General features: G+C 53.6%; 15 protein-coding genes. All 15 read right to left on the bottom strand.

Features of this window, described 5'->3' with window-relative positions:
* Nucleotides 1-28 precede the first annotated feature (28 nt).
* A complete protein-coding gene (locus ACTID9_RS00610) occupies nucleotides 29-946 on the bottom strand; it encodes a DUF7916 family protein (RefSeq protein WP_441069260.1) in 918 nt (305 codons plus the stop codon).
* Between the two features lie 78 nt (nucleotides 947-1,024).
* Complete coding sequence (nagE, locus tag ACTID9_RS00605) at nucleotides 1,025-2,470, bottom strand: N-acetylglucosamine-specific PTS transporter subunit IIBC (protein ID WP_441069258.1); 1,446 nt, start codon at nucleotides 2,468-2,470, stop codon at nucleotides 1,025-1,027.
* Between the two features lie 131 nt (nucleotides 2,471-2,601).
* Entirely contained in the window at nucleotides 2,602-4,311 is a 1,710-nt protein-coding gene (gene ptsP, locus ACTID9_RS00600) for a phosphoenolpyruvate--protein phosphotransferase (protein WP_441069256.1), read from the bottom strand.
* A 27-nt stretch (nucleotides 4,312-4,338) separates the two neighbouring features.
* Entirely contained in the window at nucleotides 4,339-4,602 is a 264-nt protein-coding gene (locus tag ACTID9_RS00595; protein WP_441069254.1) for an HPr family phosphocarrier protein, read from the bottom strand.
* Entirely contained in the window at nucleotides 4,596-5,357 is a 762-nt protein-coding gene (gene nagB / locus ACTID9_RS00590) for a glucosamine-6-phosphate deaminase (protein WP_441072341.1), read from the bottom strand. The genes ACTID9_RS00595 and nagB overlap by 7 nt, the downstream gene beginning before the upstream one ends.
* A complete protein-coding gene (gene nagA, locus ACTID9_RS00585; RefSeq protein WP_441069252.1) occupies nucleotides 5,357-6,526 on the bottom strand; it encodes an N-acetylglucosamine-6-phosphate deacetylase in 1,170 nt (389 codons plus the stop codon). Before nagA ends, nagB begins: the two co-directional genes overlap by 1 nt.
* Before the next feature lie 13 nt (nucleotides 6,527-6,539).
* Nucleotides 6,540-7,037: a PTS sugar transporter subunit IIA gene (locus ACTID9_RS00580; RefSeq protein WP_441069250.1), complete on the bottom strand. Its 498-nt coding sequence runs from the start codon at nucleotides 7,035-7,037 to the stop codon at nucleotides 6,540-6,542.
* A 193-nt stretch (nucleotides 7,038-7,230) separates the two neighbouring features.
* Nucleotides 7,231-8,061, bottom strand: coding sequence for a glucose PTS transporter transcription antiterminator GlcT (glcT, locus tag ACTID9_RS00575; protein ID WP_441069248.1), 831 nt, complete (start codon nucleotides 8,059-8,061; stop codon nucleotides 7,231-7,233).
* Nucleotides 8,062-8,290: 229 nt separating this feature from the next.
* Complete coding sequence (locus ACTID9_RS00570; protein ID WP_441069246.1) at nucleotides 8,291-9,055, bottom strand: type III pantothenate kinase; 765 nt, start codon at nucleotides 9,053-9,055, stop codon at nucleotides 8,291-8,293.
* A gap of 13 nt (nucleotides 9,056-9,068) precedes the next feature.
* Nucleotides 9,069-9,917, bottom strand: coding sequence for a carboxylating nicotinate-nucleotide diphosphorylase (gene nadC, locus ACTID9_RS00565; protein ID WP_441069244.1), 849 nt, complete (start codon nucleotides 9,915-9,917; stop codon nucleotides 9,069-9,071).
* Nucleotides 9,914-11,521, bottom strand: coding sequence for an L-aspartate oxidase (gene nadB, locus ACTID9_RS00560; protein WP_441069242.1), 1,608 nt, complete (start codon nucleotides 11,519-11,521; stop codon nucleotides 9,914-9,916). The genes nadC and nadB overlap by 4 nt, the downstream gene beginning before the upstream one ends.
* Nucleotides 11,522-11,646: 125 nt before the next feature.
* Nucleotides 11,647-12,063: a Fur family transcriptional regulator gene (locus ACTID9_RS00555; protein ID WP_122920277.1), complete on the bottom strand. Its 417-nt coding sequence runs from the start codon at nucleotides 12,061-12,063 to the stop codon at nucleotides 11,647-11,649.
* Between the two features lie 21 nt (nucleotides 12,064-12,084).
* Nucleotides 12,085-12,924: a metal ABC transporter permease gene (locus ACTID9_RS00550; RefSeq protein WP_441069239.1), complete on the bottom strand. Its 840-nt coding sequence runs from the start codon at nucleotides 12,922-12,924 to the stop codon at nucleotides 12,085-12,087.
* Nucleotides 12,925-13,023: 99 nt separating this feature from the next.
* Nucleotides 13,024-13,800 carry a metal ABC transporter ATP-binding protein gene (locus ACTID9_RS00545; RefSeq protein ID WP_441069237.1) on the bottom strand — a complete coding sequence of 259 codons (777 nt, stop codon included), beginning with the start codon at nucleotides 13,798-13,800 and terminating at the stop codon, nucleotides 13,024-13,026.
* A 17-nt stretch (nucleotides 13,801-13,817) separates the two neighbouring features.
* Entirely contained in the window at nucleotides 13,818-14,810 is a 993-nt protein-coding gene (locus ACTID9_RS00540; RefSeq protein ID WP_441069235.1) for a metal ABC transporter substrate-binding protein, read from the bottom strand.
* Nucleotides 14,811-14,837 lie beyond the last annotated feature (27 nt).

Raw genomic sequence — 14,837 nt, 5'->3', positions numbered from 1 at the left:
CCTGAAGAGGTTTTTGGTTTGTTTGGGATCATCGATTGACCGATGCAGCCATTCTTATGTAAGTGTGGCGTTTGCCGCGCAAAACGATCGAATATTGCATGATGTTTTCCGGCAGGGCGATGCCGCTTATGCCAGCGTCGCCGATGTGGTACAGATCGGCCCCGGCCATCTTGCTGAACAACGCGATTTGCCGCACGGTCGCTTCATCCGCCCCTTCCTGGCTGGTGCCGATGGCAAGCAGGCTGAGCGCGCCGGCTTTGCGTACGAGATTCACCAGCTTTTTGCAGCTTTCTACGGTAATTCCCGGAATGGTACCTGGAGCTGGCAGCAAGATGACATCCGCGCCCGCTTCAACAAAATTCTGAATCTCCTTCTCGCTGACGATCTCCTCGCCCGCTTCGCCTTCCACGCCTGCGCCGTGCATTTTCCCCGCAATAATCAGCATGTCTTCTCCCATGATCTTGCGCGCTTTGGCGATCGCCTGCGTAATCTGGCTGTTCGTCACGCCCGTTTTCGGATTTCCGGTCAGGCAGACAAAGTCAAAGCCCAGCTCCTTCGCTTTGTGAAACGTCTCTTCGGTTGCAAGCCTGCCGACGGGAAGCTCGATCAGCTGTTCCGCCTGCGTTGCGTTCGGGTCAACCGGCTCCAGATTAAGTCCGATCGGGCGTCCCGTATATCGCTTCAGCTGGCTGATCATGTCGCCGTCCTCCGTTTGTCCAAGCCCGGTAATCTGCGGGTGAAACACATCGAAAAAGTTGAGCAAAAGCAAATCAGCCCCAAACGCTGCGGCCATTTCTGCATTTGTCACATTCGGATACAGCGCCATGTCCTCGCAAATAATTTCGGCGATCAACGTCCTGCCTTCCGCCGCCTTGATCGATTGCTTCAATTCTTTTCCTGTCATTTGGCGAAAATCCGACGCGCGGCAATCCAGCAATCTCTTCATTACATTTACTCCCCTTTTTTTAAAAAACTGGAATCAAGGAGCCGTGATATGCCACGGCCCCTTGTTGGTAAGGTGGTTTTATAGCTTTTTGATCTCGTCTTTGAGCTGCTCGGACTGTGTGCCGAACACAACCTGGACGCTGCCCTGGCCTAAGCGCATGATACCTGCTGCCCCAAGTGCTTTCAGCCCCTGATCATTCACCAGCTTCTCGTCTTTGACCACCAGGCGAAGGCGCGTGATGCACGCATCCACATCGACGATATTGGCTTTGCCGCCGATATTGGAGAGCACGTTGACCGCTTTGTCGCGCATGGAAGACGAACCGCCGCCGCTCACTGCCGCTACTTCCACATCGTCATCTTCGCGACCCGGCGTTTTCAGGTTGAGCTTGACGATCATGATCCGGAACAGGAAGTAGTACACAACCGCGAACACAAGGCCAACAGGGATCATCATCCACGGATTGGTGGCCAATGGGAAGTTCACCACATAGTCGATGAGACCAGCGGAGAAGCCAAAGCCCAGCTTGATGCCCATCGAGGTTGTAATAAAACCAGCCAACCCGGTCAAAATCGCATGGACCACATACAGCATGGGTGCCAGGAACATGAAGGCGAATTCGATCGGCTCCGTAATCCCTGTGAGGAACGATGCCAGTGCCGTACCCATGAAGATGGCGGAAATCGCTGCGCGTTTTTCCGGTTTTGCCGTATGAATGATAGCGAGCGCTGCACCAGGCAAAGCAAACATCATGATCGGGAAGAATCCTGTCATGAACATACCTGCCGTTTTGTCGCCAGCAAAGAAACGAGTCAGGTCACCGTGAACCACTTTACCCGCCGCATCTGTATAATCGCCGATCTGGAACCAGGCGATCGCGTTGAGCACATGGTGCAAACCAAATGGGATCAGCAAACGGTTGAAGAACATGAACAAGCCAGAACCGACGGCACCCAGGCTGACGATCCAGTTACCGAATGTATCGAGCGCTTCCTGGATCGGTCCCCAAACCAGACCGACCAGCAAAGAAATGATAACCATGCTGAGCGAGGTGACGATCGGGACAAATCGTTTTCCACTGAAAAAGCCTAGCCAATCCGGCAGTTTGATATCATGGTATTTCTTATAGAAGAATGCAGCCATACCACCGGCGAGAATCCCGCCGAGCACACCCATGTTCAGTTTCAACTCATCCGGAATAAAGCCAAACGCGGCAGGTACTTTCGCCTGCACGGTGGTCAGCACTTGATACGCGATAACAGCCGCCAACGCAGCAACCGCATCTCCGGCAAAACCAATCGCGACACCGACAGCAAAAATTAAAGGTAAATTATCAAAGATTGCACTTCCGCCTGCCGCCAAAAAAGGTGCCACATATTGATTCAAAAATCCGCCAAACGACTCACCAAAGTGAAACTCCTTGACGTAGTCAATCGCACCGAAACGCAAAAGCAAGGACGCGGCCGGTAGCGTTGCGACTGGTAGCATCAACGCTTTACCAATCTTTTGCAAAAAAGCCAGCATAGTGAGACCTCCCTTATCATGAATGTAATCTATCAGAAGCCCACCTTGAGCATATGGAGCATGATGCCCAAGGTGAACGTTTCTGAACCAAGTGAAACCGCTTACGTCTCTTGTGAAAGAGACTAGCCTTTTTACAGGCTAGCGAGATACGTTTTTACTTCATCCGGCGTACTGAGCGAAAGCGCGTTCTTTGCAACTTCTTGTGCAAGCTGGTAGCTCATGCGGCGAATCTGCTCTTTTACGCGAGGCAAGGAATTGGCATTGCAGCTGAATTCATCCAGCCCCATTCCCAAAAGCAGCGGTGCTGCCAGCGGGTCTGCTGCCATCTCTCCGCACATGCCGGTCCAGATGCCGTTTCGATGGGATGCATCGATAACCTGTTGGATCAGGCGGAGCACTGCCGGATGGAAATAGCTGTAGAGATCGCTCAGCCGCTCGTTCATCCGGTCCACCGCCAATGTGTACTGCACCAGATCGTTCGTTCCGATGCTGAAAAAGTCGACTTCCGCCGCCAACGCATCGGCAATCAGGCATGCCGCCGGGATCTCGATCATGATGCCGAGTGGAATCGCTTCGTCAAATGCGATTCCTTCCTGACGTAGCTCCTGCTTCGCTTCCTCCACAAGCCCTTTGGCGCGGCGGATCTGCTCCACATGGGAGATCATCGGAAACATGATCAAGGCTTTCCCAAACGCACTGGCGCGCAGAATCGCGCGCAGCTGCGCCTTGAACAAGTCGATGCGGTCCAGCGAGATGCGGATCGCCCGCCAACCGAGGAACGGGTTCTCTTCCTTCGGCATATCGAGATACGGCAGATGCTTATCGCCGCCGACATCAAGCGTTCGGATGATGACCGGTTTCCCCGCCATCCCGCTTACCGCATCGCGATAGGCAGCAAACTGCTCCTCCTCGGTCGGCAGCTGTTCGCGATCCATGAACAAAAACTCGGAGCGGAATAACCCGACACCCTCTGCTCCCTTGGCAAGAACTGCTTCCGTCTCCTCCGGTCGGCCGATATTGGCAACCAGCTCGATCCGTCTGCCGTCGGTCGTTTGGGCTGGCAGATCGCGCAGCTTTTCCAACTGCTCCATTTCCACCCGCTCTCTTTCCGCCTGCTTCTGGTAGCGGGCAAGCGTTTCTTCATCGGGATTGATATGGATGCTGCCAGACGTACCGTCTACGATCACCAGGTCGCCGTTGGCCGTCTGTGCCAAAAGCTCTGCTCCGGCGCCCATTACGGCAGGAATCCCGAGCGACCGGGCCAAAATGGCTGCATGTGAGGTCGCTCCGCCTTTTGCCGCCACAATCGCGCGTACAAGCTGGCGAGGAAGCGAGATGGTATCAGAAGGCGTCACGTCTTCGGCTACGAGCACGAACGGCTCCGTATACGCTTCATGTACGTCTCCTTCAGGATTGTTGATGTTTTTGATCATCCGTCTGCCCACATCGCGCACATCTGCGGCACGCTCGCGCATGTAAGGATCATCGAGGCTCTCAAAGATCGCCGCAAAATGCTCCATGACCTGCTGAACCGCTTGCACGGCATACAGCTGCTGCTCCTGGATCAGGGTTTTCATCTCTCCTGCAAAAGCGGGGTCCTGCAAAAACGCGAGGTGCGCATCCAAGATGGCCGCTTCCGCTGCGCCGATCTCTTGGGTCACCTGCTTTTGCAGCCGATTCAGTTCCGCTGTGGAGCGCTCGATGCTATCGTGCAGCTTTTTCAGCTCCTGCTCGACATTTGCTGGTTGGCCATCGGCTTGGACAGCCTGCGGTTCCTTTGCAGACAAGCAGACCGCACGCGCGATGCCCACTCCGAATGAAACGGGTATTCCTTTTACCATGAGAGACGTTCACCTGCCTTCAAGCGTTTACACTTCAAAATTGTTTGCAAAGAGGTTTTGCAGCTCAGCGGATGCAGCCTGTTCGTCCGCGCCTTCAATTTGAATCGCCAAGGTTTCGCCTTTTTTGGCGCCGAGCGTCATGATGTTCAAAATGCTTTTGGCATCGGCGATTTTGGTGTCCTTCACGATTTTCACCGAGGACGAAAATTTGTTAGCCGTGTTTACCAGGAGGGAAGCGGGGCGTGCGTGCAATCCGCCCTCCGCGTTGACTGTTACTTGAATGTTTACCATACACTTACGCCTCCCGTTTGAAATTCTTTTTTGAGCAGGGATGCCGCCTCCCGATCGACCACCAGCGTGACGTCCGGATGAAGCTGCAGAACCGTGGCCGGAACCTGCGGATCAACCTTTCCGCTGAAAATTTGCTGTACGGCTTCCGCTTTGTTGCGGTCGCTTGCCAAGAGCAGGATCGAGCGCGCATCCATGATGCTTTTGATGCCCATTGTGATCGCGCTGCGCGGCACTTCATCCTCACTGCCGAAAAAGCGCGCATTCGATTCAATCGTCTTTTGCGCCAGCTCGACGATGTGTGTATACAACGTGAAATGCTGGTCCGGTTCGTTGAAGCCGATGTGCCCATTGACGCCGATTCCGAGAATTTGCAGATCGACGCCGCCCGCAGCTTTCATGGCGTCTTCATACGACTGGCAAGCTTGTTCGGCATCGGAAAAAATGCCTGGCGGGAACGATATTTTTTCCGGACGCACATTGATATGAGAGAATAATTGCTCCTGCATGAAATGGTAATAGCTTTGCGGATGCTCGCGGGTCAGCCCGACATATTCATCCAGATTGAACGTGCTCATTTGGCTGAAATCGATTTCCTTGCGATTGTAGCTTTGGATCAGCTCTTTATACATGCCGATCGGCGTACTTCCGGTTGCAAACCCAATCACCGATTCCGGCTTTTTCTGCAATTGTGCGCTCAGCAATTGCGCTGCTTTATGGCTCAGTTCCTGATAATCTTCCGTTACGATCACGCGAATCATACTGATTCTCCCTCCTGATAAACCATTCGTCCTTTCACTACGGTTGCGCGCACGCTGTAATCCGGTGCCATTACGACCAGATCCGCATCCTTGCCTGCCTCCAGGCTGCCTTTTCGCTCGCTTACGCCCAGCTTCACCGCCGGTGCTGTAGCGGCCATATAGACAGCGTCCGGCATGGACAGATGCAAGGTCTCGACCAGATGGCCGATGGCCCGATTGAGCGTCAATGTGCTTCCTGCCAGCGTTCCGTCTGTCAGGCGAGCAATGCATTTGTGCACATGTACGGTTTGACCACCCAGATCATAGGTTCCGTCAGGCATGCCAACCGCACGCATTCCGTCGCTTATCAGAAGCAGTCGTTCTCGCCCTTTCATCCGATAGACCAGCTCTACGGCGTTCGGGTGAACGTGAATAAAATCAGCGATGATGTCGCATGTCATACGATCATGAACCAGCGTCGCTCCGACGACGCCCGGTTCACGGTGATGCAGCCCGCGCATGCCATTAAACATGTGAGTCGCATGGGATGCGCCCCGTTCCACGGCCTCGTTCACCTGCTCGATTGTCGCATCGGAATGCCCGATGGAGCAGATGACGCCTTGACCGGCCAGCTTTTCAATCGCTGCCATGGCTTCCGGCATTTCCGGTGCGATGGTTACGACGCGCAAATTCTCGCCGATCAGCCGCAAAATCGCGTCCACCCGCTCTTCGGTTGGATGAACGATGTTTTCCTCCGCTTGGGCGCCTTTCATCTTCGGGTTGATCCACGGTCCCTCCAGATGAACGCCCAGCACCTCAGCTGCCAATTCCGGACTGCCCACTGTCTCGACTACCGCGTTCAACGCTCTCTCTATCTCTGCGAACGGGGCCGTCATCGTCGTGGCCAAGAAGCCGGTTATGCCATAGCTGCTCAGGCTTTTGCTGATCGCGACCAGCGCTTCCCTGGTTCCATCCATGACATCATGACCGGCATTGCCGTGTACATGGATGTCAATCAGGCCCGGAATGATCCACTGACCGCTGTAATCTCGAATCTCTTCGTCCCCGGAATAAGCATAGCCGCCTTCTTCGCCCGCATACAGGATGTGCTCCCCTTGCGTCACGACGATGCCATTCTCAACGACTCGTGTGGTCTCCACAACACTCCCACGATATACGGTGCGCATCGCAAACTCCTCTCTACTTCAAAACAAGTTCCATGATCTTGTCAGAGCCTGCTGTCACGCTGTTCCCCACCATAAATTGTTTTTGTTCAACTTTATCCAGGTTGGTGATCAAAACCGGTGTAACCGTTTTGTAGCCGGCTTGCTCCAATGCCTGTAGGTCGAACTCGATCAAAACGTCTCCCGCCTTCACTTCATCCCCCGCTTTCACATGCGGTGTAAAGCCTTGACCGTTCAGCTTGACGGTATCCAAGCCGATGTGGATCAGCAGTTCCAGCCCTTCCTCACTTTGCAAAACCAGCGCATGCGCAGTGTGAAAAATATGCCCTACTTTTCCATTCACGGGAGAGACCAGTTTTCCCTGCGTAGGTTCGATTGCAATTCCGTCACCCGCGATTTTTTGCGAGAAAACCGGGTCGGGAACCGATTCCAAAGGAACCGCTTTACCTGTCAACGGGGCGATCAGCACTGCTTCCTTTTCTTGCTTATTCTTGGAAAACCATTTTGTAAACATAGTGCCCTCCTATTCTCCAAAACCGTTATCTTTACTATATCCGAATCGGCAGTTCAAAAACTTTTTCGAGCCTAGCTTTTTGGCGGAGCCGCGGTTGTACAAAAAAAGCATGAGACAAGATCAGCCGGAAAGCCAACAATGCTTTCCTTGCGCCAATCTTGGCTCATGCCTAGTCGAACTAGTAACACGCCATTTATTTATCCGGTTGTAAACGAAACAGGTGCATCGCGATGTAGCCGATCTCATCTTCAGGCACGACGACATCCATTCGCTCGGAGATGAGCTGTGCCAGCTTCACCGCCAGCTCATAGCTGTCCGGCAGCGTGATTTTGATCCGGTCCAGGAGCGGGTTTTTGATCGATTTGTTCTGGCGGATCCGCTCGACGGCAAAGCGCAGATGCGTAATCAGCCTGACATAGTCGATACTGTCGCGCTCAATGGTCGTCGAGATCGACTCTTCAATCATTTTGACCATTTCGCTGATGATATTGGTGAACTGAACCGCCTTCGCCACGGGAATATGGCTCACAGCGGAGTGGATATGCAAGGCGAGAAAACCGACTTCACTCTCCGGTATATGGATCGGGAAGTTATCCGTAATCATGTCCGCCGCCTTTTGTGCAAGCGTGAACTCTTTCGGATAAAGCGTCTGTATCTCGAACAAAAACGGGTTGACGATCTCCAGGTTATTGCGCAACCGCTGGATCGCAAAATGAATGTGGTCGGGCAACGCGACATGGACATGCTCGTTTACCACCGGCCCAATCTCTCTACTAATCAATGCGATGATCTCTTCCGATATGCCAATCACCGCTTGGTCCACCTGATTCATCAGCGAGCGATATTGCTTGATGTGCTTCTCATCTTCGAGCCGGAACTTTTTTTCAATATCGGCGTGATCCCCGGATATGGTGTTGCCAATCTTTTTGCCGAATCCGATGCCTTTGCCAAGCAAAATGATTTCAACGTTGGACGGAGGCTCGTGGACAAGCACAACGTTATTATTGAATATGCGTTGAATCACATATTGCGCTTCTGCAGCCACCCTTCGTCACCAACTCTCTACCAAATAAATAAAAGCCAAAAAAGTATCTTTTCCACATAAAGAATGAAAGATCCTTTTCGGCTCATGCCTGGCAAACCAGTAACACGCCTCAAAAATGTAAGCGGTTTATTTAATTGACTTTATTCTAATTCATGATTACGGGGATTGTCAAGAACCCCAATTGCTGTTCGACAGCTGGAAAATGACGCTATGTGTTGCGTTGGTATATCAAGCAAAGCCCTTTGAGCGTCAAATTCGGATCAACCACATCGATGCAGGTCGCCTCGTTTGCAACCAGCGGGGCGAGCCCTCCAGTCGCGACCACTTTCGGCTTCGTGCCTGCCTCTTCCATCATTCGGCGTACGATCCCTTCGACCTGACCGACGAATCCATAAAAAATGCCCGATTGCATGGAAGCGATCGTATTGCGTCCGATTACCGCGGCTGGCTTGGCAATCTCGATGCGCGGCAGCTTGGACGCACGGCTCACCAACGCCTCCGTGGAAATGCCGATGCCCGGCGCAATCGCGCCTCCCCAATATTGGCCCTGCTTGTCGATATAGCAAAAGGTAGTCGCCGTACCGAAATCGACGACGATCACTGGCGAACCGTACTGATGCATCGCCGCCACAGCGTTGACAATCCGGTCGGTTCCGACTTCACGCGGATATTCCGCTTTGATGTTCAGCCCGGTTTTGATCCCCGGCCCGATCACCAGCGGCTTTTTGCCAAAATATTTCGTGCACATTCTGTCGATAACATGATTGAGCGGCGGTACGACGGAAGAATAGATGACGCCTTCAATCATCGAAAAAGCGAGGCCTACGCTATCGAACAGGCTGCGCACCAGCATCCCGTACTCGTCTTCCGTTTTATTGCGGTCAGCGGAGACGCGCCAGTGATGCGCCAGCGCGTCCCCTTCATACAGACCGAATACGATATTGGTATTGCCAACGTCGATCACCAAGAGCATGGCAGTTCCCCTTCTACCGTTTCCGCTGGTTAAGATCAAGGCTGATGTCCAGCGCGCGAACCGAATGCGTCAGGGCGCCGACGGAAATCACATCCACACCTGTCTCCGCAATCGCCCGCACTGTCTCCAGCGTCACGCCGCCGGAAGCCTCCACGATCGCGCGGCCATTGATCAGCGCCACGGCCTCGCGCATCATCTCCGGCGACATGTTGTCGAGCATGATGATATCGGCTCCGGCAGCAAGCGCTTCCTTCACCTGTTCGATCGTTTCGCACTCCACCTCGATCTTCATCGTATGCGGAATGTTTGTGCGCGCCGCTTCGACCGCCTTGGTAATGCTCCCCGCACCTTTGATATGATTGTCCTTGATCATGACTGCATCATACAGCGCGTAGCGGTGATTGTGCCCTCCGCCGATGCGAACCGCATATTTTTCGACCAGACGCAGGCCCGGCGTTGTTTTGCGCGTATCGACAACGCGTGCCTTCGTTCCTTCCAGCACGTCCACGAACTCGCGCGTACGAGTGGCAATTCCGGAGAGGCGCTGCAGCAAATTCAGCGCCAGGCGCTCACCGCTCAAAATCGATTGCACAGAACCGGAGACTTCCACAATCGCCTGTCCTTTTTCGACGCGCTCGCCTTCTTTCACCAATGTCTTGAACGACAGCCCCGCATCCACCGTTTCAAAAACAAGCTCCGCCACCGGCAAGCCGGCGATGATTCCTGCCTCTTTTGCATACAGAATGCCTTTGCCCTGCTCATCTTCCGGAATCGTGCACTCCGTAGTAATATCGCCCGAGCCGATATCCTCCATCAGCCAATCTTCAATTTTTGCCCGCAGCTCCCGTTTGCTCCACATCACTCATTGCTCTCCTCTCGTACTCCATGCTCTAGGGACAATACAATATGCTTGCGCCAAATCAAGTCGTCCTTGCTCGGATAATCGATCCGATAGTGGCCGCCGCGGCTTTCCTCCCGCATGAGGGCCGCTTTCGTCGTCAATCCGGCGGCGGTCAACAGGTTGAGGCATTCAAACGCTTGTGTCGACCGATGCTCATAGCCAAAAAGGCGATCCATCCGCTCAATCTCTTTCAGTGCCTTTTCCAGACCGTCCTCGCTGCGCTTCACGCCCACGTTGCGCAGCATCAGCTTTTGCAGCTTGAGGCGCTGTGCCACCATGTCCGGCGGATTTTGCTTGCGCTCGATGGAAAAAGACAGCTCCGGCACATCCGCCAGCGGCTGCAGCTGCTTGATACGCTGAACGATCCGGTGACCGAACACGACCGCCTCGGACAGCGAGTTGCTCGCCAGACGATTCGCTCCGTGCACGCCCGTGCAGGACGCCTCTCCACACGCAAACAGACGCTTGGTAGACGTTTCGCCGTGCAAATCCGTACGCACCCCGCCCATGATGTAGTGGCACGCCGGCGCGACCGGAATCCAGTCTGTCACCATGTCGAGCCCATACTGGAGGCAAAACTTGTAGATCGTCGGGAAGCGGTGCTTGATCAGCGTCTCCGATTCATGCGTAATATCCAGGTACACAAAGGACGAGTTGGTCCGCTCCATCTCTGATACGATCGCCCGGGCCACAATATCGCGGGGCGCCAGTTCTTTTTGCGGATGGTAGTTCGGCATGAAGCGCTCGCCGTCAATATTGCGCAAAATCGCACCCTCTCCGCGCACCGCCTCGGAAATCAGAAAACGAGGCGCACCGGGATAGTAAAGCGCAGTCGGATGGAATTGAATGAATTCGACGTCCTTGATGTCCGCGCCCGCCCGGTATGCAATCGCGATCCCGTCGGCCGTTGCGATATCCGGGTTGGTCGTATAACGGTACAGCTGTCCCGCGCCGCCGGTGGCCAGCACGGTCGCCGAGCATTGCACGAACAGCAGCTCGCCATCCGGCTGCATCACCAGTGCCCCGATGCATTCCCCATGATCCGTAATGACATCGATGACAAAGTGATCTTCCATCACTTTGATGCGCGCATTGTTTTTCACCTTGGCGGAAAGAGCGCGGACGATCTCTGCTCCTGTCGCATCCCCTTGCGCGTGCAAAATGCGCCGCTGGCTGTGCGCACCCTCCTGTGTCAGCTCATAACGGCCCTTTTCGTCCTTGTCGAACCGCGTGCCGTAGGCGATCAGCTCCTGCAAACGCTCCGGGCCTTCGTGAACCAGCACGTCGACAGCATCGTACGCGCAAAGTCCGGCTCCGGCAATCAGCGTATCCTGGCGGTGCAACGCAGGCGAGTCGGTCTTCGCAGTGACCGCTGCAATCCCGCCCTGCGCCCAACGCGTGTTGCTGTCATCCAGCCCTCTTTTGCTGATCAGCACAACATCCGCAAACTCGCTTGCCTGCAAAGCCGTGTACAACCCGGCGATCCCGGCGCCGATGACGGCCACATCGGTCTTCAGCCGCGGCAAAGCCTTCAGGTCAAAATCTATCACGTAACGGGGAACCATCTGTTTACCTTCTCTCTTCGTTTTCAACGTCAGGTAGTTCTTTCTCGTCCCATTATAACAAATGGCTCCAAAAAGGAAAAAGCTCCCGCACACGCAAAACAGGCCGCATGTAAGGAAGCTTTTCATCATTGACTGCACTCTTTGCAAGTGCCATATACTTCAAACTTGTGTCCCGTCACCATAAAATCAGACGGAATCGTCGCCATCAAATTCATGGGGCAACCCGGCAACGACGATGTTTTGCCGCATTCCGTGCAAATGACGTGATGGTGGTGATGACCGTTGTTGCTGCAAGCCAGGCGGAACTTGCCCTCGCCATCCAGCTCGGTCTCCTCCAAGATCCCCAGATCGACAAACGTGGATATATTCCGATATACGGTATCAAAACTAAGATTCGGATAATGCTCTTTGATTCTCTCCAAAATATCTTTAGCGGACAAATACCGCTTTTCGTCGGAGCAGATGCGAATGATTTCTTCGCGTTTTCCCGTATATTTATATCCCCGTTCCTTCAAAATCTGCAAAGCTTCTTCGACTGTCATGACGAAAGCCTCCTTGCTGATTTACCTGCGCCATACCCGCAGCTTTTTTACACCCAAGACGATCAGCAATATACCGACCGATACTAAAACAATTGTACCGCCTGAAGCCCAATCGAGCAAATAAGCAAAGTAAAGTCCGATCAAAACCGATGCTTCCGCAAACAGAATCGCGTAAAGAATCGCCTGGCGAAAGCTTCCGGCAATTTGCAGGCTGGCCGCAACAGGCAGCGTGATCAGCGCCGAGATCAAAAGAACCCCTACGATGCGCATGGATGCCGCGATCGTGAGCGCCACCAAAACCATAAACCAGAGATTGATCGTTTTCCGCGCAACACCGGAGACGCGGGCGAACTCCTCGTCAAAGGAGACCGCAAACAGCTCTTTGTAAATCAACAGCACGGTTCCCAGGACGACCACCGCCACTCCGATCAGCGCAAACAGATCCTCTTTGGTCACCGTCACGATTTTTCCGAATAAGTATGCGTACAAGTCCGTGTTGAAGCCTTTTGCAATGCTGACCAAAACCGTAAACAGCCCTAAGCCTGTCGATAGGATGATCGGAATCGCCAAATCCTGATACGACTTGTAGAGCTTGCGCAGCCGTTCAATAAACAGTGAGCCGATGACGGAAAAAATCATCCCGAAAAACAGCGGGTTCACCGCTTGGAACAACGGGAACTTTTTCGCCAGCAGCATGCCTGCCGCGACACCCGACAGCGTCACGTGAGACAGGCCGTCCGCCATCATGGACAAGCGCCGAACGATAAGAAACGTACCGAGAATCGGGCAAATCAGACCGATCAAGATACCGGAAAACAGCGTATACCGCAAAAAATCATAGTTCCACCAATCAGCCAGCATGGGGACCCCTTTCTTTCGGTTCGAAAACTAGACTGCGCCAAACGGGTGACGGAGCCTTCGTTGGTCACAGCAAAGATTTTGCCTGAGACACTCTTACCTCTAATGGTTATGTGCAAGCAGGTGGACATTGCTGCCGTACATCTGCTGCATGATTTTTTCCTGATTATGCACGAACTCGTGCGCCGTTCCGTGGAAGTGGAGCCCTTTTTGCAAGCAGGCGACCTTGTTGACCCACTGTGTCATGACGCCGACATCATGGCTCACGATCATCATCGTCAATTCGCTCTCTTCTTTCAGCGAACGAAGCAGTTCGTAAAACTGATCGATCGACTCCTGATCGACGCCCACCGTCGGCTCATCCAAAATCAAAAATTGCGGTTCGGCGACGAGAGCCCGGGCAATGAAAACGCGCTGCAGCTGGCCGCCGGACAAAATGCCGATCCGTTTATCCAGCTTATCGCCGAGGCCGACGCGCTCTGCCGCTTGCGTCACCAGCGCTTGGTGCTGCCGTGTGATGCGGCGGAACAGACCTACTTTTCCTACCAGCCCGGACGCGATGACCTCGCGCACGGTGGCAGGGAAACCGCCGGCACCGTGTGCTACCTGCTGCGCGACATACCCGATCTTGGACCATTCGCGGAACTTGTTGATCGGCGTACCGAACAGATCAATCTGCCCATGCGTTGCGGGCAAAAGCCCCAGGATCAGCTTCAGCAACGTGGATTTCCCCGAGCCGTTCGGACCGACCAGCCCTAAAAAGTCCCCTTTTTGCAGCACAAAGTTGACATGGTCCAAAACCGTTTTCCCATCATCATATTGAAATGTAACGTTGGACAGCTGCACGATCGCATCCTTTGTACCGTTTGCATCCTTCAAGACTCATCATCCTTTGTCTATTGCAGAGCCGTTTTTAACGTCTCCAGATTATCACGCATAATCGACAGGTAGTCTTTCCCCGCCTGCTGGTCAGCTTCCGTCAAGCCTTCCAGCGGATTCAGCATCGCCGTTTTCGCACCGGTCTCCCGGGCAATCACGTCGGCAACCTTGGTCGAAACCAACGTTTCAAACAGGATATATTGAATATGATGCTCTTTTACGCGCTCCACCAATTCCTTCAAGTCGGCTGGAGTAGGCTCATCAGCAGGCGATACGCCGGAAATGGCGATTTGCTCCAAGCCGTAGTGGTGGGCCAAATAGCCAAAGGCACGGTGCGAAACCATGAATTCTTTCCTGGGCGCAGCAGCGACCATTTTTTTGAAGTCATTATCAAGTGTATCCAGATCAGCGGCCAATTTCTCATAATTTTTCCCAAATTCCGCGGCATGTGCCTGGTCTTTTTTGGCGAGCGCATCCTTCACTTTTTCAGCCTGCGCCTTCAACAGTGTAGGGTCCAGCCAAACGTGTGGATCGAACTCGCCGTGATCATGAGCCTCGGCTGATTCGCCGGCATGCTCATTGTGCTGTTCTTCCGCGTTTTTGAGCAATTGCAGGCCATCCGTAGCCTTCACGACCGTCATTTGACTCTGGTCGAAGCCTTGCAGCGCTTTCTCCACCCACGCCTCAAAGCCGCTGCCATTGTAAATGAACAGATTGGCTTTGGACATATCTACGATGTCTTTTGCCGTCGGCTCGAAATCATGCGGTTCCACACCAGCCGGAACGATATTTTTCACATCGACGTACTCCCCGCCAATCCGCGTCGCCACGTAATAAAGCGGGTAAAAGGATGTGAACACTTGCAGTTTGCCATTCGTTTTCGCTTCTGATTGATTTTGGGCGGACCCTGATGTATTCTGTGATGGTGCTGTTTGTCCGCATGCCGACAGCAGCATCATTGTTGCAGTCAGCACGGCTATCATCGAAAACATGGATCGTTTACGAATCATATGTCAACTCTTCCTCTCCTCAAAGCT

Source organism: Brevibacillus fluminis (genome assembly GCF_052072235.1).
In the GTDB taxonomy this organism is placed as follows: Bacteria; Bacillota; Bacilli; order Brevibacillales; family Brevibacillaceae; genus Brevibacillus_D; species Brevibacillus_D fluminis_A.
This window is presented reverse-complemented; position numbering and strand designations above follow the sequence as displayed.

Excerpts from the sequence above, each read along its gene's own strand:
- ACTID9_RS00610 (WP_441069260.1), bottom strand. The coding sequence starts at position 946 with ATGAAGAGATTGCTGGATTGCCGCGCGTCGGATTTTCGCCAAATGACA.
- nagE (WP_441069258.1), bottom strand. The coding sequence starts at position 2,470 with ATGCTGGCTTTTTTGCAAAAGATTGGTAAAGCGTTGATGCTACCAGTC.
- ptsP (WP_441069256.1), bottom strand. The coding sequence starts at position 4,311 with ATGGTAAAAGGAATACCCGTTTCATTCGGAGTGGGCATCGCGCGTGCG.
- ACTID9_RS00595 (WP_441069254.1), bottom strand. The coding sequence starts at position 4,602 with ATGGTAAACATTCAAGTAACAGTCAACGCGGAGGGCGGATTGCACGCA.
- nagA (WP_441069252.1), bottom strand. The coding sequence starts at position 6,526 with ATGCGCACCGTATATCGTGGGAGTGTTGTGGAGACCACACGAGTCGTT.
- ACTID9_RS00580 (WP_441069250.1), bottom strand. The coding sequence starts at position 7,037 with ATGTTTACAAAATGGTTTTCCAAGAATAAGCAAGAAAAGGAAGCAGTG.
- ACTID9_RS00570 (WP_441069246.1), bottom strand. The coding sequence starts at position 9,055 with ATGCTCTTGGTGATCGACGTTGGCAATACCAATATCGTATTCGGTCTG.
- nadB (WP_441069242.1), bottom strand. The coding sequence starts at position 11,521 with ATGGTTCCCCGTTACGTGATAGATTTTGACCTGAAGGCTTTGCCGCGG.
- ACTID9_RS00555 (WP_122920277.1), bottom strand. The coding sequence starts at position 12,063 with ATGACAGTCGAAGAAGCTTTGCAGATTTTGAAGGAACGGGGATATAAA.
- ACTID9_RS00550 (WP_441069239.1), bottom strand. The coding sequence starts at position 12,924 with ATGCTGGCTGATTGGTGGAACTATGATTTTTTGCGGTATACGCTGTTT.
- ACTID9_RS00540 (WP_441069235.1), bottom strand. The coding sequence starts at position 14,810 with ATGATTCGTAAACGATCCATGTTTTCGATGATAGCCGTGCTGACTGCA.